Origin of the sequence: Bradyrhizobium sp. Leaf396, assembly GCF_001424605.1 — a bacterium.
Taxonomy (GTDB): Bacteria; Pseudomonadota; Alphaproteobacteria; order Rhizobiales; family Xanthobacteraceae; genus Bradyrhizobium; species Bradyrhizobium japonicum_C.
Genome location: NZ_LMQJ01000023.1, coordinates 291,874 through 318,599 on the forward strand (window position 1 = coordinate 291,874; position 26,726 = coordinate 318,599).

At 62.9% G+C, this 26,726-nt stretch carries 20 protein-coding genes; 8 read left to right on the forward strand and 12 right to left on the reverse strand.

From position 1 onward, the window contains the following. Positions 1–60: 60 nt before the first annotated feature. Complete coding sequence (locus ASG57_RS21545) at positions 61–1,440, reverse strand: LLM class flavin-dependent oxidoreductase (protein ID WP_057197363.1); 1,380 nt, start codon at positions 1,438–1,440, stop codon at positions 61–63. A gap of 299 nt (positions 1,441–1,739) precedes the next feature. Between ASG57_RS21545 and ASG57_RS21550 the strand changes: the two genes are divergently transcribed. From ASG57_RS21550 to ASG57_RS21575, 6 genes are all read left to right on the forward strand, one after another. Beyond that, entirely contained in the window at positions 1,740–3,149 is a 1,410-nt protein-coding gene (locus ASG57_RS21550; RefSeq protein ID WP_057197364.1) for a M20 family metallopeptidase, read from the forward strand. Positions 3,150–3,236: 87 nt separating this feature from the next. Continuing rightward, complete coding sequence (locus ASG57_RS21555; protein WP_024337454.1) at positions 3,237–4,148, forward strand: amino acid ABC transporter substrate-binding protein; 912 nt, start codon at positions 3,237–3,239, stop codon at positions 4,146–4,148. A gap of 113 nt (positions 4,149–4,261) precedes the next feature. Then, the gene (locus ASG57_RS21560; RefSeq protein WP_024337455.1) at positions 4,262–4,993 is read left to right on the forward strand and encodes an amino acid ABC transporter permease; all 732 of its coding nucleotides are present in this window, start codon (positions 4,262–4,264) and stop codon (positions 4,991–4,993) included. Between the two features lie 4 nt (positions 4,994–4,997). Beyond that, positions 4,998–5,690, forward strand: a complete 693-nt coding sequence (locus ASG57_RS21565; RefSeq protein ID WP_024337456.1) for an amino acid ABC transporter permease — start codon at positions 4,998–5,000, stop codon at positions 5,688–5,690. A gap of 12 nt (positions 5,691–5,702) precedes the next feature. Further along, positions 5,703–6,434, forward strand: a complete 732-nt coding sequence (locus ASG57_RS21570; RefSeq protein ID WP_024337457.1) for an amino acid ABC transporter ATP-binding protein — start codon at positions 5,703–5,705, stop codon at positions 6,432–6,434. A 185-nt stretch (positions 6,435–6,619) separates the two neighbouring features. Further along, positions 6,620–7,480 (forward strand): D-amino-acid transaminase, encoded by an 861-nt coding sequence (locus ASG57_RS21575; RefSeq protein ID WP_024337458.1) that lies wholly within the window; start codon positions 6,620–6,622, stop codon positions 7,478–7,480. An 87-nt stretch (positions 7,481–7,567) separates the two neighbouring features. Here ASG57_RS21575 and ASG57_RS21580 read toward each other — a convergent pair whose 3' ends face one another. Genes ASG57_RS21580 through ASG57_RS21590 form a run of 3 tightly spaced genes read right to left on the reverse strand, consistent with a single transcriptional unit; the run spans position 7,568 to position 10,840 of the window. Continuing rightward, on the reverse strand, positions 7,568–8,053 hold the full coding sequence (locus ASG57_RS21580; protein ID WP_024337459.1) for a carboxymuconolactone decarboxylase family protein: 486 nt from the start codon (positions 8,051–8,053) through the stop codon (positions 7,568–7,570). Between the two features lie 26 nt (positions 8,054–8,079). Next, on the reverse strand, positions 8,080–9,690 hold the full coding sequence (locus tag ASG57_RS21585) for an MDR family MFS transporter (RefSeq protein ID WP_024337460.1): 1,611 nt from the start codon (positions 9,688–9,690) through the stop codon (positions 8,080–8,082). Position 9,691: 1 nt separating this feature from the next. Then, positions 9,692–10,840, reverse strand: a complete 1,149-nt coding sequence (locus ASG57_RS21590; RefSeq protein WP_057197366.1) for an HlyD family secretion protein — start codon at positions 10,838–10,840, stop codon at positions 9,692–9,694. 141 nt (positions 10,841–10,981) lie between these two features. Here ASG57_RS21590 and ASG57_RS21595 point away from each other — a divergent pair, with 141 nt between their 5' ends. Further along, positions 10,982–11,893: a LysR family transcriptional regulator gene (locus ASG57_RS21595; RefSeq protein ID WP_024337462.1), complete on the forward strand. Its 912-nt coding sequence runs from the start codon at positions 10,982–10,984 to the stop codon at positions 11,891–11,893. On the opposite strand, the gene iaaH is transcribed toward ASG57_RS21595, so the two are convergent. Both iaaH and ASG57_RS21605 read right to left on the reverse strand, forming a co-directional pair. Continuing rightward, a complete protein-coding gene (iaaH, locus tag ASG57_RS21600; RefSeq protein WP_057197368.1) occupies positions 11,888–13,312 on the reverse strand; it encodes an indoleacetamide hydrolase in 1,425 nt (474 codons plus the stop codon). The genes ASG57_RS21595 and iaaH overlap by 6 nt on opposite strands. Positions 13,313–13,389: 77 nt before the next feature. Beyond that, entirely contained in the window at positions 13,390–16,839 is a 3,450-nt protein-coding gene (locus ASG57_RS21605; protein ID WP_057197370.1) for an indolepyruvate ferredoxin oxidoreductase family protein, read from the reverse strand. 156 nt (positions 16,840–16,995) lie between these two features. Here ASG57_RS21605 and ASG57_RS21610 point away from each other — a divergent pair, with 156 nt between their 5' ends. Continuing rightward, on the forward strand, positions 16,996–17,451 hold the full coding sequence (locus tag ASG57_RS21610) for an Lrp/AsnC family transcriptional regulator (RefSeq protein WP_024337465.1): 456 nt from the start codon (positions 16,996–16,998) through the stop codon (positions 17,449–17,451). A gap of 19 nt (positions 17,452–17,470) precedes the next feature. Here ASG57_RS21610 and ASG57_RS21615 read toward each other — a convergent pair whose 3' ends face one another. The 6 genes from ASG57_RS21615 to ASG57_RS21640 form a co-directional block, all read right to left on the reverse strand. Continuing rightward, on the reverse strand, positions 17,471–19,021 hold the full coding sequence (locus ASG57_RS21615) for a GNAT family N-acetyltransferase (protein WP_024337466.1): 1,551 nt from the start codon (positions 19,019–19,021) through the stop codon (positions 17,471–17,473). A gap of 50 nt (positions 19,022–19,071) precedes the next feature. Beyond that, positions 19,072–20,430 carry an HlyD family type I secretion periplasmic adaptor subunit gene (locus ASG57_RS21620; protein WP_063997012.1) on the reverse strand — a complete coding sequence of 453 codons (1,359 nt, stop codon included), beginning with the start codon at positions 20,428–20,430 and terminating at the stop codon, positions 19,072–19,074. A 19-nt stretch (positions 20,431–20,449) separates the two neighbouring features. Next, on the reverse strand, positions 20,450–22,420 hold the full coding sequence (locus ASG57_RS21625) for a type I secretion system permease/ATPase (protein WP_082529025.1): 1,971 nt from the start codon (positions 22,418–22,420) through the stop codon (positions 20,450–20,452). 239 nt (positions 22,421–22,659) lie between these two features. Then, on the reverse strand, positions 22,660–24,597 hold the full coding sequence (locus ASG57_RS21630) for a hypothetical protein (RefSeq protein ID WP_057197375.1): 1,938 nt from the start codon (positions 24,595–24,597) through the stop codon (positions 22,660–22,662). A gap of 137 nt (positions 24,598–24,734) precedes the next feature. After that, positions 24,735–25,517, reverse strand: coding sequence for a hypothetical protein (locus ASG57_RS21635; RefSeq protein WP_024337470.1), 783 nt, complete (start codon positions 25,515–25,517; stop codon positions 24,735–24,737). A 450-nt stretch (positions 25,518–25,967) separates the two neighbouring features. Then, a complete protein-coding gene (locus ASG57_RS21640) occupies positions 25,968–26,537 on the reverse strand; it encodes a hypothetical protein (protein WP_024337471.1) in 570 nt (189 codons plus the stop codon). Positions 26,538–26,726 lie beyond the last annotated feature (189 nt).

The following is a 26,726-nucleotide window of genomic DNA, read 5'->3' on the forward strand; positions in this document are numbered from 1 at the left end:
AGTCTCTGCGGATGCATCTCCGGACCGCTTCGCTACCCTCGCGATGCGAGGAGGTGGCAACTATCCCTTCTTCCCCACCCGATACTCCGCCGCCGGATGGTTCGCATCGAGTCTTGCCCGGCCCGCGCCAAACAGCTTCTCACGCAGCGTGCCTTTCGCGTATTCCGGCTTGTACCGCCCGCGCCGGGTCAGCTCCGGCACCAGCATGTCGGCGATATCCTCGAAATCACCGGGCGAGACTGCGAACGCGACGTTGAGCCCGTCGACGTCGGTCGCCTCGAACCACTCTTCGATCTTGTCCGCGACCATCTCGGGCGTGCCGACCACGACCGGGCCGGCGCCGCCGATGCCGACATGCTCGATGACGTCGCGCACGGTCCAGACCCGGTCGGGATCGGCCCGGGTGACATTGTCCATCGCACTGCGGCCGGCGTCGTTCTGGACGTGGCGGACCTGCTGGTCGAGGTCGTAGCCGGAGAAGTCGACGCCGGTCCATCCCGACATCAGCGCCAGCGCGCCCTCGGGGCTGATGTAGCGGCGGTAATCGGCGTATTTTTCCTTTGCCTCAGCCTCGGTCCGCCCGAGGATGATCGTCATCATCGAGAACATCAGGATTTCGGCCGGATTTCGCCCCCGCGCAGCGGCCTCCTGCCGGATCGCCGACACGCGTGGCGCGATCACCTTGGCCGACGGTCCCGACATGAACACGCATTCGGCGTGACGTGCGGCGAACTGCCGGCCGCGCGGCGAGGTGCCGGCCTGGTACAGCACCGGCGTGCGTTGCGGCGACGGCTCGCTGAGATGAATCGTGTTGTTGATACGGAAGTTCGCGCCCTCATGATTGACGCGATGAACTTTCGCGGGATCGGTGAAGATGCCGCGCGTCCGATCGCGCAGCACGGCGTCATCCTCCCAGCTGCCTTCCCAGAGCTTGTAGACGACCTCCATATACTCGTCGGCGATGTCGTAGCGGTCGTCATGCCCGGTCTGCTTGTCCTTGCCGGCGCCGCGTGCGGCGCTGTCGAGATAGCCGGTGACGACGTTCCAGCCGACCCGCCCTTCGGTGAGGTGGTCGAGCGTCGACATCCGCCGTGCGAACGGGTAGGGTGGCTCGAAGGATAGATTGCTGGTGACGCCGAAACCGAGATTTTGCGTCACGGCGGCCATCGCCGAGAGCAGCAACAGCGGCTCGTTCGACGGCGTCTGTGCTGCATTGCGCAAGGCTGCGTCAGGGCTGTTGTCATAGACATCGTAGACCCCGAGCACGTCCGCCAGGAAAAGCCCGTCGAAGCGGCCTCGCTCGAGCGTCCTGGCGAGATCGATCCAGTAGGGCAGGCGGTTGTAGTCGGCGGTGCGGTCGCGCGGATGGGTCCACAGGCCGGGTGATTGGTGTGCGACGCAATTCATCGCAAATGCGTTGAGCCTGATCTCTTTGGCCATGCTGATCTCCGGGCGCTCTGTACTGGGCGCTCATCGAATGATAGATGTGCGCGCCAACCTGGCGAAGTTCTTGCATATGGTTGGCCCTTGGCAAGGGCCAACCAAGGTTTGGGTGTTGGCAAGATCAATTCGGCGGTGCCGCTGCGCTTGGCAAGCCAATCTCAAACGAGCAGGACGAAATCCCGAGACAACTGCAAGAGAACTACAACGGAAACTCCAGAACTGTCCAAGCGCGCCGCTGTGGACGGCCTTTGTAGCCCGCTGCGTTCGCCCGCGCCGAAACCTTGAAACCGAAAGCAATGACCAGAGCCGACGCCATCGCCCGCGCCCGGGACGACTTCAAATCCGGTGCGTTTCTCGCTGAACTCGACCGTCGCGTCGCGTATCGCACCGAAAGCCAGAATCCATCGCGCGGCGCCGAGTTGCGCGCCTATCTGAATCAGGAGATGCAGCCGGCCTTCGCCGCGCTGGGCTTCTCCAGCCGCATCGTGGAATCGCCGAGCGGTAAGGCGCCCTTCCTGCTCGCCGAGCATCACGAGAGCGCGTCCGCGCCGACTGTGCTGATTTACGGCCATGGTGATGTCGTCGATGGCATGGAGGGCGAGTGGCGCGAGGGCCGTGATCCCTGGCGCACCACCGTTTCAGGCGCGCGGCTCTACGGCCGCGGCACCGCCGACAACAAGGGCCAGCACAGCATCAACATGGCGGCGCTCCGCGCGGTGCGCGAGGCTCGCGGCGGCCAGCTCGGCTTCAACGCCAAGTTCATCATCGAGATGGGTGAGGAGATCGGCTCGCCCGATCTCGGCAAGGTCTGCGATCTCCATCGCGATGCGCTCAAGGCCGACCTGTTCATGGCTTCCGACGGGCCACGCCTGTCCGCCGACCGCCCCACGCTCTTTCTCGGCTGCCGCGGCGGCATCCGCATCCATCTCGACGTGAACCTGCGCGATGGCGGCCACCATTCCGGGAATTGGGGCGGCGTGCTCGCCAACCCCGCGACCATCCTGGCCAATGCGATCTCGACGCTGGTTGATGGGCAGGGCCGTCTCCTGCTCGATGCCTTGAAGCCGCCGCGGCTCACCAATCAGATCCGCAGCTATCTCGCCGACGTGCAGGTGGTGCCCTCGGCGGACGAGCCGGCACTGGCGGAGAATTGGGGCGAGGAGGGGCTGTCTGCCGCCGAACGGCTCTATGCCTGGAACACGCTGGAAGTGCTCGCGATGTCCTCGGGCAACATCGAGAAGCCGGCGAACGCTATCCCCGGTCAGGCCAATGCCGTGCTGCAACTGCGTTTTGTGGTCGGGACCAAGATCGAGGGCCTGATCGAGGCGATCCAGGCACATCTGACCGCGAAAGGTTTTCCGATGGTCGAGGTGCGGGCGGCCCAGAGTTTTGCTGCATCGCGCACGGATTTTGACAGCCCCTGGATCAAATGGGCGGCGGAATCGGTGCAGGCGACCACGGGCAAGGCCCCGGCGGTGCTGCCGAACTTTGGCGGATCGCTGCCCAACGACGTATTCTCCGAAATCCTGGGCCTGCCGACGATCTGGGTGCCCCACTCCTATCCCGGCTGCTCCCAGCATGCGCCCAATGAGCACATCCTGCTGCCATTGACCGAAGAGGCCTTGACGGTGATGGCCGGGCTGTTCTGGGATCTCGGCGAATTGCCAAAACCACTAGCAGGACCGCAAACAGGCCCGTTAACCTGAGCCGTCGATCCCGCCAAAAGTTACATTCTAATCCGGCCCGATTTGTGCTTGCATCCGGGCCGCATCATCCGAAAGGGGAAGAGAAAAGTGAAACATTTCCGTAGCATCGGGCTCGCGCTCGCCGCGACCTTCGTCGTCAGCCAGGCCGGGGCCCAGCAGCTGACCGGCACGCTGAAGAACATCAAGGACACCGGCGCCATCACGCTGGGCTTCCGCGACTCCTCGATCCCGTTCTCCTACCTCGACGACAACCAGAAGCCCGTCGGGTTCGCGATGGACATCTGCTACAAGATCGTCGATGCCGTGAAGAAGGAGCTCAAGCTCGACAAGCTTGAGGTCAAGCTCAACCCGGTGACGTCGGCAACGCGTATCCCGCTGATGGCCAACGGCACCATCGACCTCGAATGCGGCTCGACCACCAACAACGCCGAGCGCCAGAAGCAGGTCGCCTTCACCAACACCCACTTCCTGACGGCGAGCCGCTACGTCTTCAAGAAATCGAGCGGCCTGAAGTCCATTGACGACCTCAAGGGCAAGACGGTGGTCTCGACTGCCGGCACCACCAACATCAAGCAGCTCACCGAAGCCAACGCTGCGAAGGGCCTCGGCGCCAACATCATCCCGGCCAAGGACCACGCCGAAGCCTTCCTGATGGTCGAGACCGATCGCGCGGTCGCCTTCGTCATGGACGACATCCTGCTCGCAAGCCTCGTCGCCGGCTCGAAGTCGCCCGGCGACTATGAGATATCCAAGGACGCGTTCTCCAAGCCCGAGCCCTACGGAATCATGCTGCGCAAGGACGACCCCGCCTTCAAGAAGGTGGTGGATGCGGCAACGGCGGCGCTCTACACCTCCGGTGAAGCCCAGAAGATCTACGACAAGTGGTTCATGCAGAAGATCCCGCCGAAGGGCCTGAACCTCAACACGCCGATCTCGGCCCAGCTGAAGAACGAGTTCGCCAAGCCGACGGACTCGCCGAATCCGGACGACTACAAGTAAGACAAAACCTCGATCTTTCGACCGGGATCATGTCCGGCCACTCTTGACACCAGAGTGGCCGGACATTTGCATAGGCGCCCAGGACATCCATGGCGCGTTCGCGCGGGGGACACGTGAACTACAACTGGAACTGGGGAATCTTTTTCCAGCCGAATCCGATGGGGACCGGCACCTATCTCGATATGCTGCTGTCGGGCCTTGCGCTGACCCTCAAGACCGCGGCGCTGGCCTGGGTCATTGCGCTGATCACCGGCTCGATCGTCGGCGTCATGCGTACGCTGCCGTCGAAAGGCGCGAACTGGTTCGGCTTCGCCTATGTCGAATTTTTTCGCAACATGCCGCTGCTCGTGCAGTTGTTCCTGTGGTTTTTCGTGCTGCCGGAATTGCTCCCCAAAGGCGCCGGCACGTGGCTGAAGCAACTGCCGAATGCGCCGTTCTGGACGGCCGCGATCGGCGTCGGCTTCTTCATGTCGGCCCGCGTCGCCGTGCAATTGCAGGCCGGCATCGGTTCGCTGCCGCGCGGACAGAAGATGGCGGCGACCGCGCTGGGTCTGACCACGGTGCAGACCTATCGCTACGTGCTGCTGCCCATGGCATTCCGCATCATCCTGCCGCCGCTGACCTCCGAATTCCTCAACACCATCAAGAATACCGCGGTTGCGATCACCATTGGCTTGCTCGAGCTGACCGGACAGGCGCGCTCGATGCAGGAATTCTCGTTCCAGGTGTTTGAGGCCTTCACGGCCGCGACCCTCCTTTACCTCCTCGTCAACGCGGTGGTCGTGACCGCGATGCGCTTCCTCGAGCGCTGGGTCGCGATCCCCGGCTACATCACGGGGAAATAGCGCGATGTTCGCCAATCTCGATTTCGACGTCATCCGCCGCGCGCTGCCCTACCTGTTCTATGAAGGCATGACGTTCACGCTGACGCTGACGGGGCTCGCTGCACTCGGCGGCCTCATCTTCGGCACGGCGCTCGCCCTCATGCGTCTCTCCGGCTTCAAGATCCTCGGTCGGATCGCCGGCATCTATGTCGACTTCATGCGGTCGCTGCCGCTGGTGCTGGTGATCTTCTGGTTCTACTTCCTGGTGCCCTATATCGGGCAGTGGGTGACCGGCGCCTCACGGCCGATCAGCGTCGGCGCCTTCGCGTCCTCTCTCATCACCTTCATCATGTTTGAGGCCGCTTACTTCTCCGAGATCATGCGCGCCGGCATCCAGTCGATCTCGCGCGGACAGCCGGCCGCCGCGAGCGCGCTGGGGCTGACCTACGCGCAGTCCATGCGCTACGTCGTGCTGCCGCAGGCCTTCCGCAACATGCTGCCGGTCCTGATCACGCAGACCATCGTGCTGTTCCAGGACACCTCGCTGGTCTACGTCCTGTCGATCACGGACTTTCTCGGAGCGGCCAGCAAGGTGGCCCAGCGCGATGGACGCCTCGTTGAAATGTACCTGTTCGCTGCGATCGTCTACTTCACCATTTCCTGTGTCGCGTCATACGGCGTCCGCCGCCTGCAGGCGCGCATCGCCATCATTCGCTGAGGCTAGGCGCTCATGATCGAAATCAGCCACGTCAACAAATGGTACACGCCGAGTTTCCAGGTGCTGACCGACTGCACCACCAGCGTCACCAAGGGTGAGGTCGTCGTGGTCTGCGGCCCCTCCGGCTCGGGCAAGTCGACGCTGATCAAATGCGTCAATGCGCTGGAGCCGTTCCAGAGCGGCGACATCCTGGTCGACGGCACCAAGGTCAACGATCCCAAGACCAACCTGCCGAAGCTGCGCTCGCGCGTCGGCATGGTGTTCCAGCACTTCGAGTTGTTTCCGCACCTCAAGATCATCGACAATCTCTGTCTGGCGCAGGAGAAGGTGCTGGGCCGCCCGCGCGACAAGGCGCAGACCAAGGGCATGCAGTTGCTGGAGCGCGTCGGGTTGAAGGAGCAGGCGCAGAAATTTCCGGCTCAGCTCTCCGGCGGTCAGCAGCAGCGCGTCGCCATCGCCCGCGCGCTCGCCATGGACCCGATCGTGATGCTGTTCGACGAGCCGACCTCGGCGCTCGATCCTGAAATGGTCAGCGAAGTTCTCGATGTGATGGTCGATCTCGCCCGTGAAGGTATGACTATGATGGTGGTTACTCACGAGATGGGCTTCGCCCGCAAGGTCGCCAACCGCGTCATCTTCATGGACCGAGGCGAGATCGTCGAGGACGCGTCGAAGGACGATTTCTTCGGCAAGCCCCGCAGCGACCGCGCGCAGAAGTTCTTGTCGAAGATCCTCTCCCACTAACCGATGGTCGTCCCGGGGGCGCCCGTAGCGCGAGCCCGGGATCCATCAGGCGGCGTAACGCGGGGCGAAATGGTTTCCGGGCTCGTCGCTTCGCGCTGCCCCGGAATGCGAATAGAGGGGTGATCCGTCCCCCTAACTGGCGTATAAGCGCGCCAAATTTCCCATCCCCCCAGGAGACCCGCGCCTTGGACCCGATCGCCTACGTCAACGGCTCATTCGTCCCGCTCTCGGAAGCCAAGATCTCGGTGCTCGATCGCGGCTTTCTGTTCGCGGACGGCATCTACGAAGTCTCGGCCGTGCTCGACGGCAAGCTGGTCGACAACGCCTCGCATCTGGCGCGGCTTGAGCGTTCCGTTGGCGAAATCAAGCTGAAGCTGCCGGAGACGATCGAGCGCATCACCGAGCTTCAGAAGGAACTGATCGCGCGCAACAAGCTCGACAATGGCCTCGTCTACCTCCAGGTCACCCGCGGCGCCGACAAGGGGCGCGACTTCCCGTTCCCCAAGGGTGACGTCAAGTCGAGCCTGGTGATGTTCACGTCCGAGAAGGACATCGTCAACGCCGCCTCGGCGAAGACCGGCATCAATGTCATCACTGTGCCCGACATCCGCTGGGAGCGACGCGACATCAAGAGCGTGGCGCTGCTGGCGCAGGTCTTGGCGAAGCAGGCCGCCGCGGAGGCCGGCGCGGGCGAGGCCTGGATGCTGGAAGACGGATACGTCACCGAGGGCGGCTCGTCGTCGGCGTTCATCCTGACCAAGGACGACGTCATCGTCACGCGCAGGAATTCCAACGCGATCCTGCCGGGCTGCACCCGCAAAGCGGTGATCGCACTCGCCGAGGAACGCCAGCTCCGTGTCGAGGAACGTTCGTTCACGGTCGCAGAGGCGCTCGCCGCCAAGGAGGCGTTCATCACCAGCGCATCCTCCTTCGTGCAGCCGGTGGTCGCCATTGACGGCAAGACGATCGGCGACGGTAAGCCCGGCCCGGTGGCAACGCGCCTTCGCGAGATTTACGTGGAGTTCGCCAAGGCGACGGCGGTTTGATCGTCATTGCCGGGCCTCACCCAGTAATCCATCAGGAGTCAGAGGTTCATTTTGATGGATGCGCGGGTCAAGCCCGCGCATGACGATCTATATTTGTGTCGACGTGGTTGCCTGCGCCATCGACGCCTTCACCTTCACCGGATGGACGGCGCGGAACGCGATCGCGATCCTATTCCAGGCGTTGATCGTCGCGATCAGCATGGTCAGGTTCACCGCCTCCTCCGCGGAGAATTGCGCGCGGGCCTGCTCGTAGGCGTCGTCGGGCGCATGCGTCTCGGAGATCAGCGTCACCGCCTCGGTCCAGGCCAGCGCGGCGCGTTCGCGCTCGGTATAGAGCGAGGATTCGCGCCAGGCATCGAGGAGATAGATGCGCTGCTCGGTCTCGCCGCGCTTGCGCGCGTCTTCGGTGTGCATGTTGATGCAGAACGCGCAGCCGTTGATCTGCGACGCCCGGATCTTGACGAGTTCGATCAGTGATTTCTCCAGACCCGTCGACTGGATCTGCGCCTCCAGCGCCATCAGCGCTTTGATGGTATCGGGTGCGGCCTGGTAGTAGTTCATGCGAGGCTTCATCGTCGTTCTCCTCTGTTGGACTTGAGTCAGTGGGCGCCGCCAGCGGAAGTCTGGCCGGGCTTCTTCAGGAAGAGGACGGCGAGCAGCGCCACGATCAGCGCCATGCCGAGCAGATAGAAAGTGTCGCTGAACGCGAGGATATAGGCCTGCTTCTGCACGATGCGGCCGATTGCGACATAGGCGCGATGCACGGCATCTGCATGGTCGAGGATGCCGTGATTGACGAAGTACTGGGTGAGCTGCTCCAGCCGCGTGCGCGTCGCCTGATCGAATGCCGACACCGACTGCATCAGCACGTTGGAATGATACTGCTCGCGCTTGGTCAGGGCAGTCTGAAGTAGGGCGATGCCGACGGCCCCGCCGAGATTGCGCATCATGTTGAACAGGCCGGAGGCCGAGCCTGCATTCTCCGGTTCGATGCCTGCGGTTGCCACGGCCGACAGCGGCGCCATCACCAGCGCCTGACCGAGCGCTCGCACCACATTGGGCCAGAGCAGCTGGTCGGCGGCATAGTCATTGGTCATATGGATGTTCATGAAGTTTGAAGCCGCGAACAGCACGAAGCCGATGCCGATGATGATCCGCGCGTCGAAGCGCTGCATCAGGCGCGGCACCAGCGGAATCAGCAGGAGTTGGGGCAGCCCGGTCCAGGCCAGCACCATGCCGATCTGCTCGGCATTGTAGCCCTGGATGCGGGCCAGATATTGCGGCAGGATGAACACCGAGCCGTACAGCGCGATGCCCAGCAGAAAGTTCGCGAGCATGCCGAATCCGAAATTGCGGCGGACGAGCAGGCGCAGATTGAGCAGCGGCTTCTTTACCGTGAGCTCGATGACCAGGAACGAGACCAGTGCGATGGCCGCGATCACGCTGAGCTTGACGATGAAGGGCGAGCCGAACCAGTCGTCCTTGTTGCCTTCCTCCAGCACGGTCTGGAGTGCGGATAGGCCGATTGCCATGGTGACAATGCCGGCCCAATCGCCTCCCCGCAGGAGCGACAGCTTCATCGGCTTGGCCTCGAGCGCGTACCAGAGCATGCCGACCATGATCGCGCCGGGCACGAGGTTGACGTAGAAGATGTACTGCCAGCCAAAATTCTCGGTGAGATAGCCGCCGATGGTCGGGCCGATCGCCGGCGCGAACGTCGCCGAGAGTGCGAACAGCGCGAGGCCCACCGGCTGCTTGCCGCGCGGCAGCAAGGTGATGATCAACGTGAAGGCCAGCGGAATCAGCACGCCGCCGGTGAAACCCTGGATGGCGCGCAGCACGATCATCTGCGACAGGTCCTGCGCCAGCGCGCAGGCCGCGGAGAGAGCCAGGAACAGGATCGCGTTGGTGAGCAGATAGATGCGGATCGAGAACACCTGTGCCAGCCAGCCGGACAGCGGGATCACCACGATTTCGGCGACCAGATAGGAGGTCGAGATCCAGCCGCCGTCGTCGATGCCGGCGCCGATCGCGCCCTGGATGTCGGCGAGCGAGGCGTTGACGATTTGGATGTTCAGCACCGCCATGAAGGCGCCAAGCGTCGCGCCGATCACCGCGATCCAGGTCTTCGCGGATACTGAGGGTGCGGTTGGCTCGCTGCGGGCGGGGCGGCCGGCAGCGGCGTCGAAGGTCGGTTGGAGGGTGCTCATGTCAACCCCCGCTCGAACGAGCCGTCTTGCCGGCGATCTGCTTGGCAGTCCCCCGCTCGGCGAGCACCGTCTGTTTGGTGTCGACAACCGGCACCGCGGACATGCCCGGCCGCAGGAGGCCGGTCAGGCTGTGGTCATCGAGCACGATCTTCACCGGCACGCGCTGCACGATCTTCGTGAAGTTGCCGGTGGCATTGTCGGGGGGCAGCAGCGCGAATTCGAGTCCGCTGGCGGGCGACAGGCTGTCAACATGGCCGCGGAGGGTGGTGTTGCGGAAGCTGTCGACGTGCAGCTCGACCGGCTGGCCGGGGCGCATATGCGTGAGTTGCGTCTCCTTGAAATTGGCGACGACATAGACGGCGTCGAGTGGCACCACCGCCATCAGCTGTGTGCCGGCTTGCACGTACTGGCCGACGCGCAAGCTGCGGGCACCGACCGTGCCTTCGACCGGAGCGGTGATCGTGGTATAGGACAGATTGAGCGCGGCCTGCTCCGCGACGGCGCGGGCGCGTTCGAGCTGCGCTGCGGCCTGGGCGCGCTGCGTGGTGAGAACGTCGATTTTTCGCTGCGCGGCCAGCAGGCCGAACTTGGCGTGCTGCAATTGGGCGCTGCTGGCGCGCAGCGCCGCATCGGTCTGCTGTGCGCGCTGGACCGTACCCGACCCCGTCTTCATGAGATCGTCGTACCGGGCGCGCTCCTCCTGCGCGAATTTCAGGTTGGCCTCCGCAGCAGCAATATCAGCCGTGCCTTGCTCGATGATCGGCTGTTGCAGCTTTAACTGGGCATCGATGTTGCGCACCGACGCTTCGGCAGCGGCGACATCGGCGCGGGCCTGATCGAGCGCCGCCTTGAAGTCGCGGTCGTCGATCTTGGCAAGCACCTGGCCCGCCTTCACCTTCTCGTTGTCTCCGACCAGCACCTTCGCGATGTAGCCGGAGACCTTAGGCGCGACGATCGTCGAGTCCGCCTTCACATAGGCGTCATCGGTGGATTCCAGGTAGCGGCCGGTGGTGATGTAGTCGTAACCGAAGCGCCCGGCCGCGGCGATCCCGAGCGTCAACGCCAGGCCCAAGGCCACCCGCTGGATCGCTTGGCGGGATGGACGGAGGCTGATTTTCTTATTGGTTTCAGCAACATAAGCGATCGACATGGTGTCCTCGGAATTCCCGCACGTCCCGGTGCGTCGGGACGTGTTGTTGATGCGGGTAAGATGCGTCGTCCCTCCCATTGTGATAATCCGTCAAAAACTGGAATGATTATCCAGCGAAGATTGATAATCGGGGCGTTCGACATGGACCGCTTTACGAGCCTCACTGCTTTCGTCCGCGTGGTCGACGCTGGCGGCTTCTCAGCCGCGGCCCGCCGGCTCAACATGTCCACCACGATGGTGAGCAACCACGTCCAGGCGCTGGAGGACCGGCTTGGGGTGCGGCTGCTCAACCGCACCACGCGGAAGGTCAGCCTTACGGAGATCGGCAAAGCCTATTACGAGCGCTCAACGCAGATCCTCGCCGATCTCGAACAGGCCGACGACATCGCGAGCGAATTGCAGTCGGTGCCTCGTGGAACGCTGCGCGTTCACGTCGCTACCCATATGGTGCCACTGGTGGCGCCGGTCGTGGCGCGACTTCTGTCCACCTGTCCGGAGCTCAAGATCGACCTGCGCATGGGGGAGGCCGAAGTCGACCTGATCGAGGAAGGCTACGATGTTGCCCTGCGCATGACGCAACCGCGGGATTCGAGCCTTGTCGTGCGAAGCCTCGCCACTTGGCGCCACGTGCTGTGCTGCTCGCACGATTATATCGACAAGCACGGCCGCGTGCAGAAGCTCGACGAGCTCACCGGGCACAATTGTGGGCGGCACTTGAACTATCCGTTCGGCGACGAATGGCGCTTCCTTGACCGCAAGGGCACGCCGGCCTCCGTGCGGATCTCAGGCAGCTTCGTCACCAACAGCGGGGAGGCGCTGCGCGAGGTCGCGCTCGATGGCGCCGCCGTGTGCCTGATGGCCGGGTTTCTCATTCAGGACGATCTCGAAGCCGGCCGCCTCGTGCGTCTCTTGCCGGAATATCGTACGGTCGAGCTGTCCATGAATGCGGTCTATCCGCACCGCCATCATCTGTCGGCTAAAGTCAGGACCTTCATCGACCTGCTCGTGCACCACAGCGCCGAGCAGCAGAAGCTGATCAACCCCTACTCATGATCGGCGCGGGGGCGGCAATCGTCCGAATAGTGTCTCCAGCGCGATTCCGATAGCAAGCAGGTGACGGTCGCTTCCTGCGGGGCCATCCAGCTCGAGCCCGATCGGCAGTTGGCTGGTGTCGCCCAGCGCAATCGGGATCTGAATTCCGGGAATACCGGCATTGCTCCCGGGATCGGTGTTCTGGATGAAGAGCCCGAAATTTTCGAGGCTGCTGGAATCGGGATTGGAGGCAATCGCGACGCGCGGCGTTGTCGGGAAAGCGATGGCGTCGAGCCTGTTTCCCGAAAACGTTTCGCTGTACAGCGCCTGAAGCGCGGGGCGCGCGATCTTGATCGCGGCATCGTAGATCGGCCTGGCATCGATCAGCGTGTCGTTGGGGCCCGGCAGTTTGCGCGGGATAACGAGCCCATCATAGGTGCCCTTCACGTCGGGGCTCGAGATCTCCTTCGCCAGCGCTTCGACGCTGAGATCAGTACCGGTGTGCTTCAGATACGCAACCATGTCGTCGTATGCTTCATACAGCGCGACCGGAAACCCGACCTGACCGTTGAGCTCGGCCAGTCGTGGCATTTCGATCTCCAGGATCGTGATATGCCGGGCTTTCATCTTCCCGATCGCCGTGTCGAATGCGGCCGCGGTGTCGGAATCGAGATTGGCCAGCATAGACGTCACGATGCCGATGCGCACCTGCTTCAAATCAGCCGGTGCAATCTCGTCTCCGCCCGCGATGATGCGGTCGAGCAGCGCGACATCGGCCATGGTTGCGGCCATGGGCCCCGCGGTATCGCGGGTATGTGAGATGGGCGCGATGCCGTTCTGCGGGTAGCGTCCGATCGTCGGCCGCAGCGAGGCGCACCCATTCAGGGCGGCGGGCACGCGCACTGATCCGCCGGTGTCGGTGCCGAGCCCGCCCGCGACGATCCGTGCGCCGATCGCGGCGCCCGTGCCGGACGAGGAGCCACCGGCGATCCGCGCGCGATCATAGGCATTGCGCACGCCGAACTCGGCGCCGGTCTTGAACGCGGTGTTGTAGCCGGAGATGCCGAAGGCCAATTCGTGCATGCTGGTCTTGCCGATGATGATTGCTCCCGCGGCGCGCAGCTTTGCCACGACGGGCGCGTCCATCGCTGGAATGTAATCCTTCAGCGCCGGGGTACCGGCGCTGCAGGGCAGCCCGGCCACCTCGATGTTGTCCTTGATCACGACCGGCACGCCGCCGAGCGGCTTGCTTCTGTCGCCTGCCGCGTCGAACGCGGTGGCGGCCTCCAAGGCACCGGTCTCGTCCAGCGTGACGAAGACATTGAGGCCAGCGTTGGCTTTGGCGCGAGCCAGGGCTTCCCGCGTCAGCGCGGTGCTCGTAACCTTCCCGGCGCGGAGGCCGTCCGCGGCCTCGGTCAGTGTGAGCTGGTCGAAATCCATGATGCAATTGCCCGATCGCGGGAGCGCCATCAGGGCGTCCCTCCAGGGTCAGAGGCTGAAGCCTCGCTGGCGCCACGTCAACCGTTTGCGCGCATCCTGGCCGGCAACGGCGCGGGAAGTTCGGCGAGCAGTCGCTCGATTTCGGACTTCACCTTCCCGATGGCGGCATCCTTGACCGGGCCATAGCCGCGGATCTCCATGGGAGCCGCTGCAATCGCGACGAGGTCCGTAAGAGGCGCCGTGTCGAGCCGGCCGAGCATCCGCTCGATCAGCGCCTCATACCAGCCGATCAGTTCGCGCTCGGCGCGCCGTTCCGGGGTGTAGCCGAACGGATCGAACAGCGTTCCGCGCAGCGCCTTCAGGCGTGCAAGCATCGCCAGCGGCATTTGGATCCATTGGCCGAAGGCGCGTTTGCGCGGACGTCCACGGGCATCGCGCCGCGACGGCAGGAACGGCGGCGCGAGGTGATACTGGATCCTGAAGCCATCTTCGAATTCGTTCTTCAGTTCGTCCATGAAGCCGCTTTGCATGTGCAGCCGCGCCACCTCGTATTCGTCCTTGTAGGCCATCAGCTTGAACAGCGCGCGCGCCACTGTCTCGGTCAGCGCCTCGCTGTTCACGTTGGCTTCGGCATTGCGGACTCTTGCGACGAACGCCCGGTAGCGGGTTGCATAGGCGGCATTCTGATAGGCCGTGAGGAACTCGGCGCGCCGGGCGATGAGATGGTCGAGCGTCTCGGCTTTCGGCGCATCATCCGTGCTCGGCAAAAGACCCGGATCGGCCGCTGCAATCCGTCCCCAGGCGAACGCCTGCTTGTTGCGTTCGACGGTGACGCCATTGAGCTCGATCGCGCGCAGCAGCGCCTGCAGCGAGACAGGAACGAGGCCGCGCTGCCAGGCAAAGCCAAGCATGATGATATTGGCATAGACGGAATCGCCGAGCAGCCGTTCGGCCAGCGCATTCGCATTGATCGTATCGAGATTGCCTTCGCCGATGACGCGGCCGATCGCGCGCAAGCGGGCATGGGAGGCGAGATCGGCGTCGCGGAAGCGGACCACGTCGCCGGTCGGCATCTCCGCGGTATTGACCGCGGCGCGCGTGCCGCGACGATAGGTGCCTGATGCCTTCGGCGAGGAGCTGACGACAAGGTCGCAGCCGATCAGCGCATCGGCCGCGCCCTGGTCGATGCGGACCTGGTGCAGCGCTTCGGGCGAAGCGGTAAGCCGGATGTAGCTCAGCACGGGACCGAACTTTTGCGCAAAGCCGGTAAAATCCAGGACCGAGACGCCACGGCGTTCGAGATGAGCGGCGATGCCGATCAGCGCACCCACCGTGATCACGCCGGTGCCTCCGACGCCCGTCACCAGCAGATCGTAGGGCCGATCGAGAGTTGCGGTCGCAGGAAGGGTGAGAGCGGCCGCGCGGCCGATCGCATCGATCTGGCTTGCGGACTTCTTCCGGCGCGTGGCGCCTTCGACCGTGACGAAACTTGGGCAGAAGCCGTTAAGACAAGAAAAGTCCTTGTTGCATGCGGATAGGTTGATCTGCCGCTTGCGGCCAAACGGCGTCTCCTTCGGCTCGACGCTGAGGCAGTTGGACTCGACCGAGCAGTCGCCGCAACCCTCGCAGACGAGGTCGTTGATGTAGGCGAAGCGTCTGGGATCGGCCATCTGCCCGCGCTTGCGCCGCCGCCGCTTCTCGGTAGCGCAGGTCTGCTGATAGATCAGCACCGAGACGCCGGAAACCTCGCGCAGCTCACGCTGAACGACATTCATCTCCTCTCGCGGATGGATGGTGACGCCGGCCGGAAGCTCGGCCGGGCTGAAGTGCGCGGGATCATCCGATACCAGTGCGATGCGCTCAACGCCTTCGGCGCGGACGCTATGCGCGATGGCTTGTACGCTGACGGGGCCGTCGACCGGCTGGCCGCCGGTCATCGCGACGGCATCGTTGAACAGGATCTTGTAGGTGATGTTGGCGCCTGCTGCGATCGCCTGCCGGATCGCCATCGAGCCGGAATGGTAGTAGGTGCCTTCGCCGAGATTCTGGAACACATGCTTGCGGCCGGTGAAGCGCGACGAGGCCGCCCAGTTCACGCCCTCGCCGCCCATCTGGATCAGCGAAGAGGTCTCGCGGTCCATCCAGCTCGCCATGAAGTGGCAGCCGATGCCGGCGAGCGCCTTCGATCCCTCCGGGACCTTCGTAGACGTGTTGTGCGGGCAGCCCGAGCAGAAATAGGGCGTGCGGGTCGCGCCGCCGACATTGATCGTGCGCGCCGCTTCCGGCATCAGGGCGGCGGCGCGTGCCGCGAGATTGAGGCCCGGGAACATCGGGTCAAGCCGGCGCGCCAGCACAGACGCCAGCGCCCGCGGCGACAATTCGCCGATCCAGGAGATGAGACGTGCTCCTTGCTCGTCGTGCTTGCCGACCATGCGCTCGGGCTTGCTGCCCGGATAGTCGTAGAAGTATTCCTTGAACTGGCTCTCGATGATGCCGCGCTTCTCCTCCACGACCAGGATCTCGCGCTTGCCCTTCACGAAATCCATCGCATCATGGAGTGCCAGCGGCCAGACCATGCCGACTTTGTAGATGTCGATTCCGATGTTGCGGCAAGCCGCTTCATCGAGGCCCATCAGGCGCAGCGCTTCCATCAAGTCGAGATGCGCCTTGCCCGTCGTGACGATGCCATAGGTCGCACCCGGAATGTCGTAGATGTGGCGGTCGATCGGATTGGCCTTGGCGAAGGCGTAGACCGCATGCTTCTTCGCCTCCAGCCGTTCCTCGATCTGTGGGCCCGGCAGGTCGGGCCAGCGATAGTGCAGGCCGCCGGGCGGTGGCGTGAAGTCGGGCACGAGAAAAGCGCGCGGGGGGCGCAGGGCGACGGAAGCGCCGGACTCCACGATCTCCGAGATCGCCTTGAAGCCGACCCACATGCCGGAAAAGCGGCTCAGCGCGTAGCCATATTCGCCGAAAGCGAGATATTCGCCGACGCTTGCGGGGTGCAGCGTCGGCATGAGCCAGCTCATGAAGGCGACGTCGGACTGGTGCGGCATCGAGGAGGACACGCAACCATGGTCGTCACCGGCGACCACCAGCACGCCGCCCTGCGGCGAGGAGCCGTAGGCGTTGCCGTGCTTGAGCGCATCGCCCGAGCGGTCGACCCCTGGGCCCTTGCCGTACCAGAGGCCGAACACGCCATCGACCTCGCGGTCGGCTTGCGTTTCGACCTGCTGCGAGCCGAGCACTGCGGTTGCCGCGAGGTCTTCGTTGACGGCCGGAAGAAATTCGATGCGGTCCCGCTTGAGCCGTTCCTGGATGCGCCAGAGCTCTTGATCGATGCCGCCGAGCGGCGAACCGCGATAGCCGGAGATGAATCCGGCCGTGTTGAGGCGGGCCGCACGGTCTCTGAGTGCCTGATCGAGCGCGATGCGGACGATGGCCTGCGTGCCGGTGAGAAAGACGCGGCCCTCCTCACGGTCGTAGCGGTCGGAGAGCTCGTAGGTGTCGAGTGATGAAATTGCGTCCATGACGGACCTCGCGCGGCATCCTGCCCGATGGTGGAAGGTTACGCCCGCGCAGCCGGTAGATCTTACCTATCTCACCGATTTGATCTGTCATTTCGGTAGAGTTTTGCGTCAACGGCCTAATTGTGGTAGGTTCTTCCAGGTCGGTTGGGGGCTTTCATGATCGAAGAGCAGGACACGCGGATTCTCGCGCATCTCCAGAAGGACGGCCGTGCCACAAACCAGCAGCTGGCTGATGAAGTCGGCATGTCCACCTCGGCCTGCTGGCGCCGGGTGCGAGCGCTTGAGGACAGCGGCGTCATCCAGGGCTATGCGGCGCTGGTCGCTCGCGAGCAGGCGGGCTTTGCAATGTCCGCCATCCTCCACGTGTCATTGGAGCGGCACGATGCGAAGTTCGTCGATGAGTTCGTGGCCAGGGTCACCAAGCGCCGCGAGGTGCTGGAGTGCTTTGCGACGACGGGCGATGCCGATTATCATCTGCGTGTCGTCGTGCAGGACATGGCCGCCTACAACAGGTTTCTTGACGAGTTCATGTTCCGCATCCCCGGCATCCGCTACGTCCGCAGCAACGTGGTCCTGAAGGAGATCAAGACGAGTGTGGAGCTGCCGTTTTGAACCTGACTGATGTCGGCGTCTAACGCGCGTCCCTTGTGTCTCTGGTGGGCAGCATGCGCGTCGCACGTTCCGGCCTGTCGCATTGCTGTTCGGCTTCGCCGAGAACCACGGCGAGCGCTTCGTCGAAATCCCGAACGAGCCCGAGCTTGACCAGAACTCTCCCGAGCGCGCTGAATGCGTCGGGCGCATCAGGCTTCAGCCTGATGACTTCCCGGTAATTGCGGGCGGCTTCCATATGCTCGTTGAGAGCCTCGCAGGACTGCGCGAGACAGAACCAGGACTTGTGCGTCTCGGGCTTGATCGCCGTCAGCAGCTTGAACAATCGCCTTGCCGCAACGTGATTTCCGCGCGTGGCATAGAGCTGGCCGAGGCGGTGGATCGCGTCCGGATTTCCTGGCTCGACGTCGAGGATTTGCCGGTAGCCGCGCTCCGCATCGGCGAGCTTGACGGCCTGGTGTAGCCTGGTCGCCTCTTCGAGGGCATCACCGAGGGTTCTCCGGTCGAGCCGGCCACCGAGATTGAGGCCGTTTCTCGTGCTGATGGTGACACTGCGAATGCGCCGTTCCTTGACCCCGAACGAATACTTGTAGGGTTCATTTCCACGCAGAAAGTCATACTCCGCGAAACCGTCGGCGATGGCCCGGCGAATGCTGTAGGCATGCAGGATCACTCCGGCCGGCGGTCCGTCATGGCTTTCGTCACGGCCCGTCATGTAGAACAGGAAGCTGCGTTTTCTCCGGTCGATCAGGGTGGCAAGGGCCGCAAGTGGGCGATCATTCTGCCACAATGTCGGCAAGAACAGCAGGCCGGACCTGAAGCTCGTGGTCAGCATGGCGCGGTTTGAACGAACGAGCTTGTCGACGAGACCACCCTTGCGCGGCCGCCATTTTGTTTCCCAGAGCTGGAGAAGCGTATTGAGATCGCGATCGATCGTCTCGGCCGTTGCCTCGGTGATGCGAAACTCTCCCGGAGCGTCCACCAGCTTGAGCAGGCGCCTGATCTTTTGCCTCGTATTGGCGCTCAGGCCGGCGAGGTAAGCGTCCCAGTCGGCCGGAAGCGAAGCGAACGGGCATACGTTGTTGTCGATGCCGTCGACCTTGTTGATCCGGTTGACCTCGTCGTGCTGAAACTTCGCCTTCGGGAAATGCGCCATGAGCAGGCGATAACGTGTCCCGGACAGGCGAATATTGTCGAGGTTCACGCGCGCCCAATTCATGCGCTTGAGCTGTCTTGCGAAAGCCGGGATCGCCTGGCTTTCGAAGCGAGACGCGCACAGGATGCCGGTATAATCAGCAGAGAAATTGCCGGCCATGTTGAGCTCGTTGCGGAACTTCCCATCGGTTGACTTGAAGTAGGTCCGCAACGGCCAAAAAGCGACATACGGAGCGCCGTCGTCGTCGCTCTCGCGGGCGGCCAGGATCAGCCAAGGCCCCGCAATCTGCCGAAGCCATCCAGCCAACCATTTCCAGGACAGAAAGAGCTGCGCGTCAGGGTCCGCATCATACACCGCGTTCCAGTTGTCCTCGATACGCTCGAAGTCATCGAACGTCTCTATCAGATCGATGTGCACAGTGCCCTCACTCTATCAGTTGGCTACGAATTGACCTGGGACTCCCGTCGTTACCGCTCCCGGAATGCCCGCATCATGCTGTCGTGGATCGGCTTCGCGATGTATTGGAAGAAAGTCCGCTCGTGGGTCTTGATGTAGACCTCGACCGGCATACCCGGTGTCGGGCTGAAATCGGGGATTGCCATCGCTTCGTTCCTGTTGAGCTTCACCCGCACGATGTAGATGTCGGTTGGTCCGACCTGCTGCGATTTGCGCTCGTCGGCGAGCGTGTCCGCGGACAAGTAGATCACGTCGCCTGAGATCATCGGCGTAATCCGCTGGTTGAGCGCGGTCAGGCGGACCATCGCGTGCTGTCCGTTCTTCATGGTGTCAATGTCCTGCGGCCGAACCCGAGCCTCGATGATCAGCTCTTCCTGAAGAGGCAGGATTTCCATGATGGTCTTGCTGGGCTCGACCACGCCACCCTGGGTGTGATAGCGCAGCTTGACCACGACTCCCTTGACGGGGGCGGTGATCCGAATGCGGTCCAATACGCCTTGGGCGGCGAGCATGCGCTCGCGTACATCCGCAAGCTCTCCCCGCACCTCGTGCATCTGCTCCACGGCGACCTTGATCGCGGTTTTGCGCACGCCGTTGATTTGCTCCTTGGAACGCGCGATGCGCTCCTTGGCGTCGCCGATTTCGCCGAGGATGCGACCGATCTCGCCCTCGAGATTGGCCTTTGTGCGCTGCAGAACCAGCAGTTCAGGCTTGCGAACGAGGCCCGTCTGCAGCAGGTACCGCTTGGTCTCGATCTCGTCGTCCAGCAGAGCGATTTGACGCCGCACGCCATCGAGCTGCACATTTGAGCCCTGAATACGCTCGCTGAGGGCGTTGATGCCCTCCTCGATGCCGGCAATGTCGCTATTCAGATTGTTCCTGCGTGCGATGAAGGTGAGTTTCTGACTTTCGATGATCTGCGAAATTTCCGGATCGCTTGTGGCCGAGAGAACCGAATCCGGAAATTGAATCTCTGCATCCTCGCGCATCTCCGCCTGGAGCCTGGCATCGATCGCGCTCAGGCGCAGGCTGCGCAGGTACAAACGCCGCAGCTCCGCGCGAGGGACGGTGTCATCGAGTTCGACGAGGAGTTGCTTCTGCTCGACCAGATCGCCCTCCCGCACATGGATGGTGCGGATCACCCCACCCTCGAGATGCTGAATGATCTTGTTCTGGCCCGTGGCGACGAACACGCCGGAGGCGACCACGGCGCCGGCAATGGGAGCGACATTGCCCCAGACGCCAAAGCCGCATAGCATCACTGTCATCACGATGATGCCCGCGATGGTAGGAAGCCGCGTCGAACGGGGCAAATTCGCGTACCAGGCAGCTTCGGGCGGTTGTTGACGGAGAACAAGGTCCTTCGACATTGGACAGTCCGATCATGCTCTAGGAATTCAGCAAGGGTGGACCGTCGCCGCCGTTCGGCTTCCGTCCGGTGATGAGTGGAATGATCTCGTCCCTCGTGCCGAAGGCCTGAACGGCTCCGCTGCTCAGGATCATGATCTTGTCGACGCTTCTCAGGAGGGCGGCCCGTTGCGTCACGGTGACCACCGTGATCCCGCGATCCTTGGCGCGCAGGAGAGCCTTGGCCAGAGCGCGTTCACCACTGGCGTCGAGATTTGAGTTCGGCTCGTCGAGCACCATGAGGCGGGGATTGCCGTAGAACGCGCGGGCGAGCCCGATGCGCTGCCTCTGACCGCCGGACAGGGGACTTCCGTCCATCCCGACGATGGTCTCGTACCCCTGTGCAAAGCTGGAGATCATTTCGTGGACGTCGGCGAGCTCGGCTGCATCGAAGATGTCGGCGTCGATCGCATCCTCGCGCATCCGCGCGATGTTGGCCTTGATCGAGGCCGGAAAGAGCTGAACGTCCTGCGGGAGATATCCGCAACTCTCGCCGAATTGCCTCGGATCCCAGTTGCGCAGGTCCATCATGTCCAGTCGCACATTGCCTGCGGTCGGGATGATCGAGCCGACGAGCATGCGGGCCAGCATGGTCTTTCCGGCGCCGGAGTCGCCGACGATGGCCAGCGACTCGCCCGGCTCGAGCTGGAAGCTGATGCCATTCAGGATGACCTTCTTCGTTGGCGGCGGAACGTAGAGAATTCGCTCGACGCTGAGGTGCCCCTGTGGGCGCGGCAGGCGCAGCCGGTCGAGATTGAGCGGAGAGCTCTGGAGCAGAGCTTTCACCCGGCTGTAAGCGGATCGCGCCTGAACGAAGTTGCGCCAACCCTCGATCGTGCCTTCGAGCGGAGCGAGGGCGCGACTGGCGACGATCGAGCCTGCGATGATCATGCCGCCGGTCAGCTGGCCTTCGAGGGCAAGCCAGGCGCCCCAGCCAAGAATCGCGATCTGCGTGCAAAGTCGCAGGAACTTGGAGATCCCGGTCATCAGGATGTTGAGATCCTGTGCAATGACCTGTTCCTTCAGTGACTCGACGGTCTCGCGTCCCCAGACGAGAACGCCCTCCGGGATCATCCCCATCGCGTTGATGACCTGGGCGTTGCGCGCCATGGCCTCGGCCTGCAGATTTGCCCGCGTTCCGTAGGCGTTGGCCCGCGTGAATGGCATCGCCGTGATTCTCTGATTGAGCAAGGCGACACCCATCAACAGCACGCCCGAGGACAGCACGATCAGCCCGAGATGGGGGTGAACAAGAAAGACGACGGCGAAGTAGATCGGGGTCACGGGAGCATCGAACATGGTGAGCAACACCGGACCGGTGATGAACGAACGCAGGTGCTGGAGATCGGCAAGGGTCTGGAACTCACGGCTTGATCCGGTTTGCGCCGCCTTTGCTGCGGCACTCAGCACCGGGCCGCCGAGCCGCGCTTCCGTGTCCACGGCGACGCGCATCAGGATGATGCGGCGAAGCACGTCCATCAGCACGTGAGCGGCGATCGCGGCGACGACGATCATGGTCAGCATCACAAGAGTGTCTGTGCTGCGGCTGGTCAGCACCCGGTCCGACATGTTGAAGAGATAGACGGGGATCGCGAGTACGAGCAGATTGACCATTACCGAGAAGATTCCGACGGTGACGAGATTGCGCCGCGCGCCGGAGAGCCCCTTGCCGAGCACGTCACGGAACTCGTTGTCCCCGGATCGTTTGTGTAAGGGCTGTGAGCCGCCGCCATTGCCGCGTCCGCCGCCGCTTGCGGCTCCGCCGCCGCCTCCGCCGGGCGGAGCTGGGCTGGCCGAGCCGTTGCCGATCGACGCCTTATCGGTCGTCCCGCGCGCGTCGCTGCGCGCAGGCGTTCCTCGGGGTTGTTGAACGGCTGGCTGCTCCAGTCTTGCGGCGGAGGCGGGCGTGGGTGTCGCAGCGGACACGGTTCCGGACGTGGGGGTAGGGGGCATTGCGTCCGGGCTTGGGGGCTGCGGTCGCTCTCCGGGCAACGGAGAAACGATCGATGCGTCGCTGCGGCTTTCTCGGCCGTGGGGACGGCCGGGAAACGTGAGAACTCTGGCGGTATCTCCGTCGGCAGAGGTGCTGTCTTCGATGTCGCGCGCGAGATCGCGCTTCTCCTCGCTGCCCCAACCCATTGACCGCCCTCCTGTATCCGCCATTCAACCGATGCTTCTGGTTCGCCTGCGTTCTAGTGCATGACGTTGGAGATGGCGTCGTCGCAGGGCGGTGGGGGCGGCGCTGGTGGCGCCTGCTGCTCCTCGTCCTGCGCGTCGGTCACGAATGCCACGAGCTCGGACACCAATGTTTGGGTATCCCTGGCGAGAGCGGGGTCGGCGTCGGTCGGCAGCAGGTTTGCCTGGACCAGAATCGTGTCGCCATAGACCTGGCCGCCGACATAGGCGTCTGTCGGTCCGACATCGACGATGGCTGCGTCGTTGGTCAGCATGTTCGCGCCCGTGCTGGCGACCTGAGCGCCATCGTCGCCGGGATGAAGTTGTTGCGCGGCGTCCGACGGACGCTCGAGAAGCTGAAGCAGCACATCGACGTCCGAGACCACGTTGGTCTGCCAGACCGCATTGATGTCGTAGTAGTCGCCGGTAATGTAGAGGACCTCGAAGGTCCCACCCGTCCCCGGGAGCAACGTTCCGGTTTCCGGATCCAGTCCGGGTATGCCGTTTGCGAGTGCGGCAACGAGGCTCTCCAAGCCCGGGGTGAGCGGCAGGAAATTGTCGTTACCGAACGTCTCGATGGTGGCCGCGTTCAGGAGCTCGTTCTGGCCCGCAGCGAGTGATTGCGTCTGCTCGTCGCCTTTGGCGAGCTGGGTGACGGCGTCATTGTCCAGGAGAATGTTGTTCTGGAAGATCACGTTCATGCCGTGATAGGCGCCGGCAACGATGATCAGATCGTAATGGAAGCTGCCATTGAAGATCTGTGCGAGATTCCCCTGTTCGTTCTCTCCAGAGATCAGGTCATAGTGATTGCTGCCGCCCGTCTGGACGATTACGTCATTGTCGAGCAGATAGTTCATCTGCACGAGGGTCTGAACGTTGTAGTAGTCGCCGTTGACGACATCGACATGCCAGTTCGGTCCCGCATAGGTCGCCGGCATCAGGCTGTAGACGCCGGGGTGCTGGATGAAGTCGGCAATGTTGTCGGTGATGTCGTCTCCCGCGGTCATCGATCCGTCTTCGGCTTGCGAAGCTGCGATTTGGTCCTCGTCCATCAACGAGTTGGTCTGGAAGATCGCGTTGGTATGGAAATAGTCCCCCTTCACGATCATGGATCGGCCGGACTCGCTGAGATCAACGATCATGGCGCCGTTGAAGCTGACGTTGCCGCCTGCCTCGGCCCAAAGGCCAAGGCCGTTTCCTGTGTCTGGATCGGCGGGCCTGCCGAGCTCTGGAGAGGGGGGCTCTGGGGCGGGCGTCTGAAGTTCGCCATTGAGATAGTATCCGGGCACAACGGAATTGGCGTTGACGGTGCCATCGTGCGCGACTTGGCCGTTGTCGAAATCCTGGACGAAGGCGGTCACTCCTGCACCGTTCTGGGGAATCCACCATTGGCTCGGGATCTGCCCATTGGCGTCATCCGCCATATGTTGCAGGAGTGAAGCCGCCTGCGCGCTGATTTGCGCGGCCTGGGCAGAGAGCACTCCCGTGTCGCCGCTCCCGAAGCTGCCTTGGAGGGATATGTCATTGTCCAGCATTCCGTTGAGCTGACGTATCTGGATTTGGCCCTGTTCGCCGCCGGGCTCGTGGATCACCTTGATCTCATGGTCCGAGCCGCCGCCGCCACCGCCGGCGCCGGGGCGGAATATCGGCGTTGCAGGCAGCCTCGTCGGCAGATCGAGATCATCGTCGATTGGGATACCCTGCGATCTCACCTGCGGCAGCTTGGAAAGGATGTGATCGTCAAGGAGTCGGATGACGGGAGGACCGATCGGCGTCGTATCGAATGCATCGAGATCGTGGTCGCGATCGAAATCCGGCCGCGGCGTCTTGTAGTCGTCCAGCGGCTTCGGAAGGGCAGGCCCTTCGTAGGCCGTGCGATCGCGTGCAATATCGTCGGTGATGCGCAGGTGGGCGATGAAATGCCAAACCAGTTCGGTGATTCCGCCAGGAACCATGAGAGCCTCCCGTCACAGGCCCACGAGCCAAAAAATCTCGCGCAAGGGAAGCGCGGAGCTTAAATGAATCACGGTCGTTGCAAATATGCCGGCCAAAAAGTCCCGCGCGGCAGGCGCCGCGCGGGTCGCGTCACGTGTCAGCCGAGATCGTGGCTGTCCTGGAGGTCGTTGCCTGCCACACTCATCGTGATGCTGTTGAACTGGATGTTCGCACCCTGCGTGATGGTCTGGTTGAAGGCTTCCTGGCTGATGGCAGCGTCGGCAGACGCAGTGACGCCACTTGCCGAATCGCCGATCACGTCCTCGATGTCGGAATGCATCTTGACGTCGCCGCCCTCGGCCTTGGCGTCCATCCTGAACTCGCCGCCCTTGCCGTCGTAGTCGACCGACGAGCGGTTCCAGTCGTTGTCGATCAGGTTGTTGACCTGGTCGATATTGAACTGGTTGCCATTGCCGTCCAGCTTCTGGTCAACCACGTCGGGCATGATGACCGAGCCCTTGACGTCGCTCAGGCACGACAGGTCGATCACGGGGCTGCTCAGGCCGTCGGCCTTGAGATCGAGATCGATATCGACGTCAACCTCGACGTTGACCTTGGTGTCGACGGTATTCTCGACCTTGTTCTCGATCTCGTTGTCGACGTCATTGTCGACACTGTTGGCCAGCTTGTTGTCGACCTTGTTGTCGATCGAGTTCTCGTTCTCGTTCTTGTTCTCGTTGCTGTTGTCGTTGTCGTTCTCGTTCTCGTTCTCACTCTTGGAGTCGAGCGACTGAACGGCAAGCTGGGCTTGACCTTGCGCCTGCCCCTGACCTTGGCCCTGAAGCTGACCTTGCAGCTGGCCTTGCAGGTTGGCTTGCTTCTGGTCCTGCTCTTGATCCTGGTCCTGATCCGGATCGTACTTCTTCTTGGGATAGCTCATGACGAACTCCTGCTGGATTAAGGAGCATCGTCGTTCTGGAGATCGCTGATCTTCTGCGTCTGCGACGACCAAGACTACGATGCGATTGAAGCCGGATGTTCCGGCTGCGACCCTCCCGCGATCATTCACGAGACTTCGCAGGCTCAACGTTGCTCGGGTCGGATTGATTGGCTAGTTGCACATTCGTGCTATCGCACGGCCGCGAAGAAGGCGTCGCAACAAGCTGTTCGTATGCGTCTGCCCTGTCTATTGATGTAGGTCGTCACACGCGTGTCGCTAACCCTTTTGGGGGAGGGGCATGACCCAAAGGAGTAGAGAGCCCGTTACTGCATCACTCGATCGGTCGAGTGGGGCCGCACGTAAGCGTTGCAGCAGCAACGTCGGCGCGGTCTGCGGCAGAGGTCGGCATAGTCGTGAAAGGCGACCGGTTCAGCTGGGGCGGCCGGAAGATCAACGCGCGGCATCCGTCGAACGGATATGGCTTTCAAGCCGGGGCAGCAGATCCCAGATCTCCCGGTTAATGCGGGTCATGTCCTTCGTGGCGTTGACCATGCTCTTGAGCCGAGCGTCATCCATCGGCTTTCTTTCTCCGAACTGCAGGCCATTCTTGCTCTGCGAGATGCGCATCGACTGAGTAGAGGTGATCTGTCCGGTAGAATCCACGATGTACATACAATGGTTGAATTCGTTGCGGATTTGAGTAGTTTCATTGAACCGCTCGATCACCTTCGTGAGGGCGACGTTGAGCTGCTTGTCCTTTATCGTGATCTTCGCAAGCCTCTGTATGAGGTCGAGCCGGGCTCGCGTGGTGTTGAGAGTTGCGAAGGTCAGTGCAGCGGAGGCCTGATCGGTCCGCAGCAGGATCATGAGCACATAGATGAACAGGCTCTCATTGTTCGACCAGCTGGAGACCAGGTTTCCGATCAGCGCCAGGATCAGCGTGCGCCGATCGGCCGAGGCGGGAGCTGCGGCTGCGATCGCGTCGAAATCGGGTTTGGATGGAAGTCGACCGGACGGCATGGTTCAGGGCTCGCTCCTACGCAACACGTACAGCGCGCTCAGAATGAATGCGATCGAAATATACGAGAGGGTCTGCGAACGGGCAAGACGCTGGCGAGATCGGTAGAGGTCTTCGCGCTGCAACAAGCAGCGGGGTTGAAGATGTGGCATTGGGTGCGGGACACGGTTCGGGTCCGAAGAGCCCGCAAG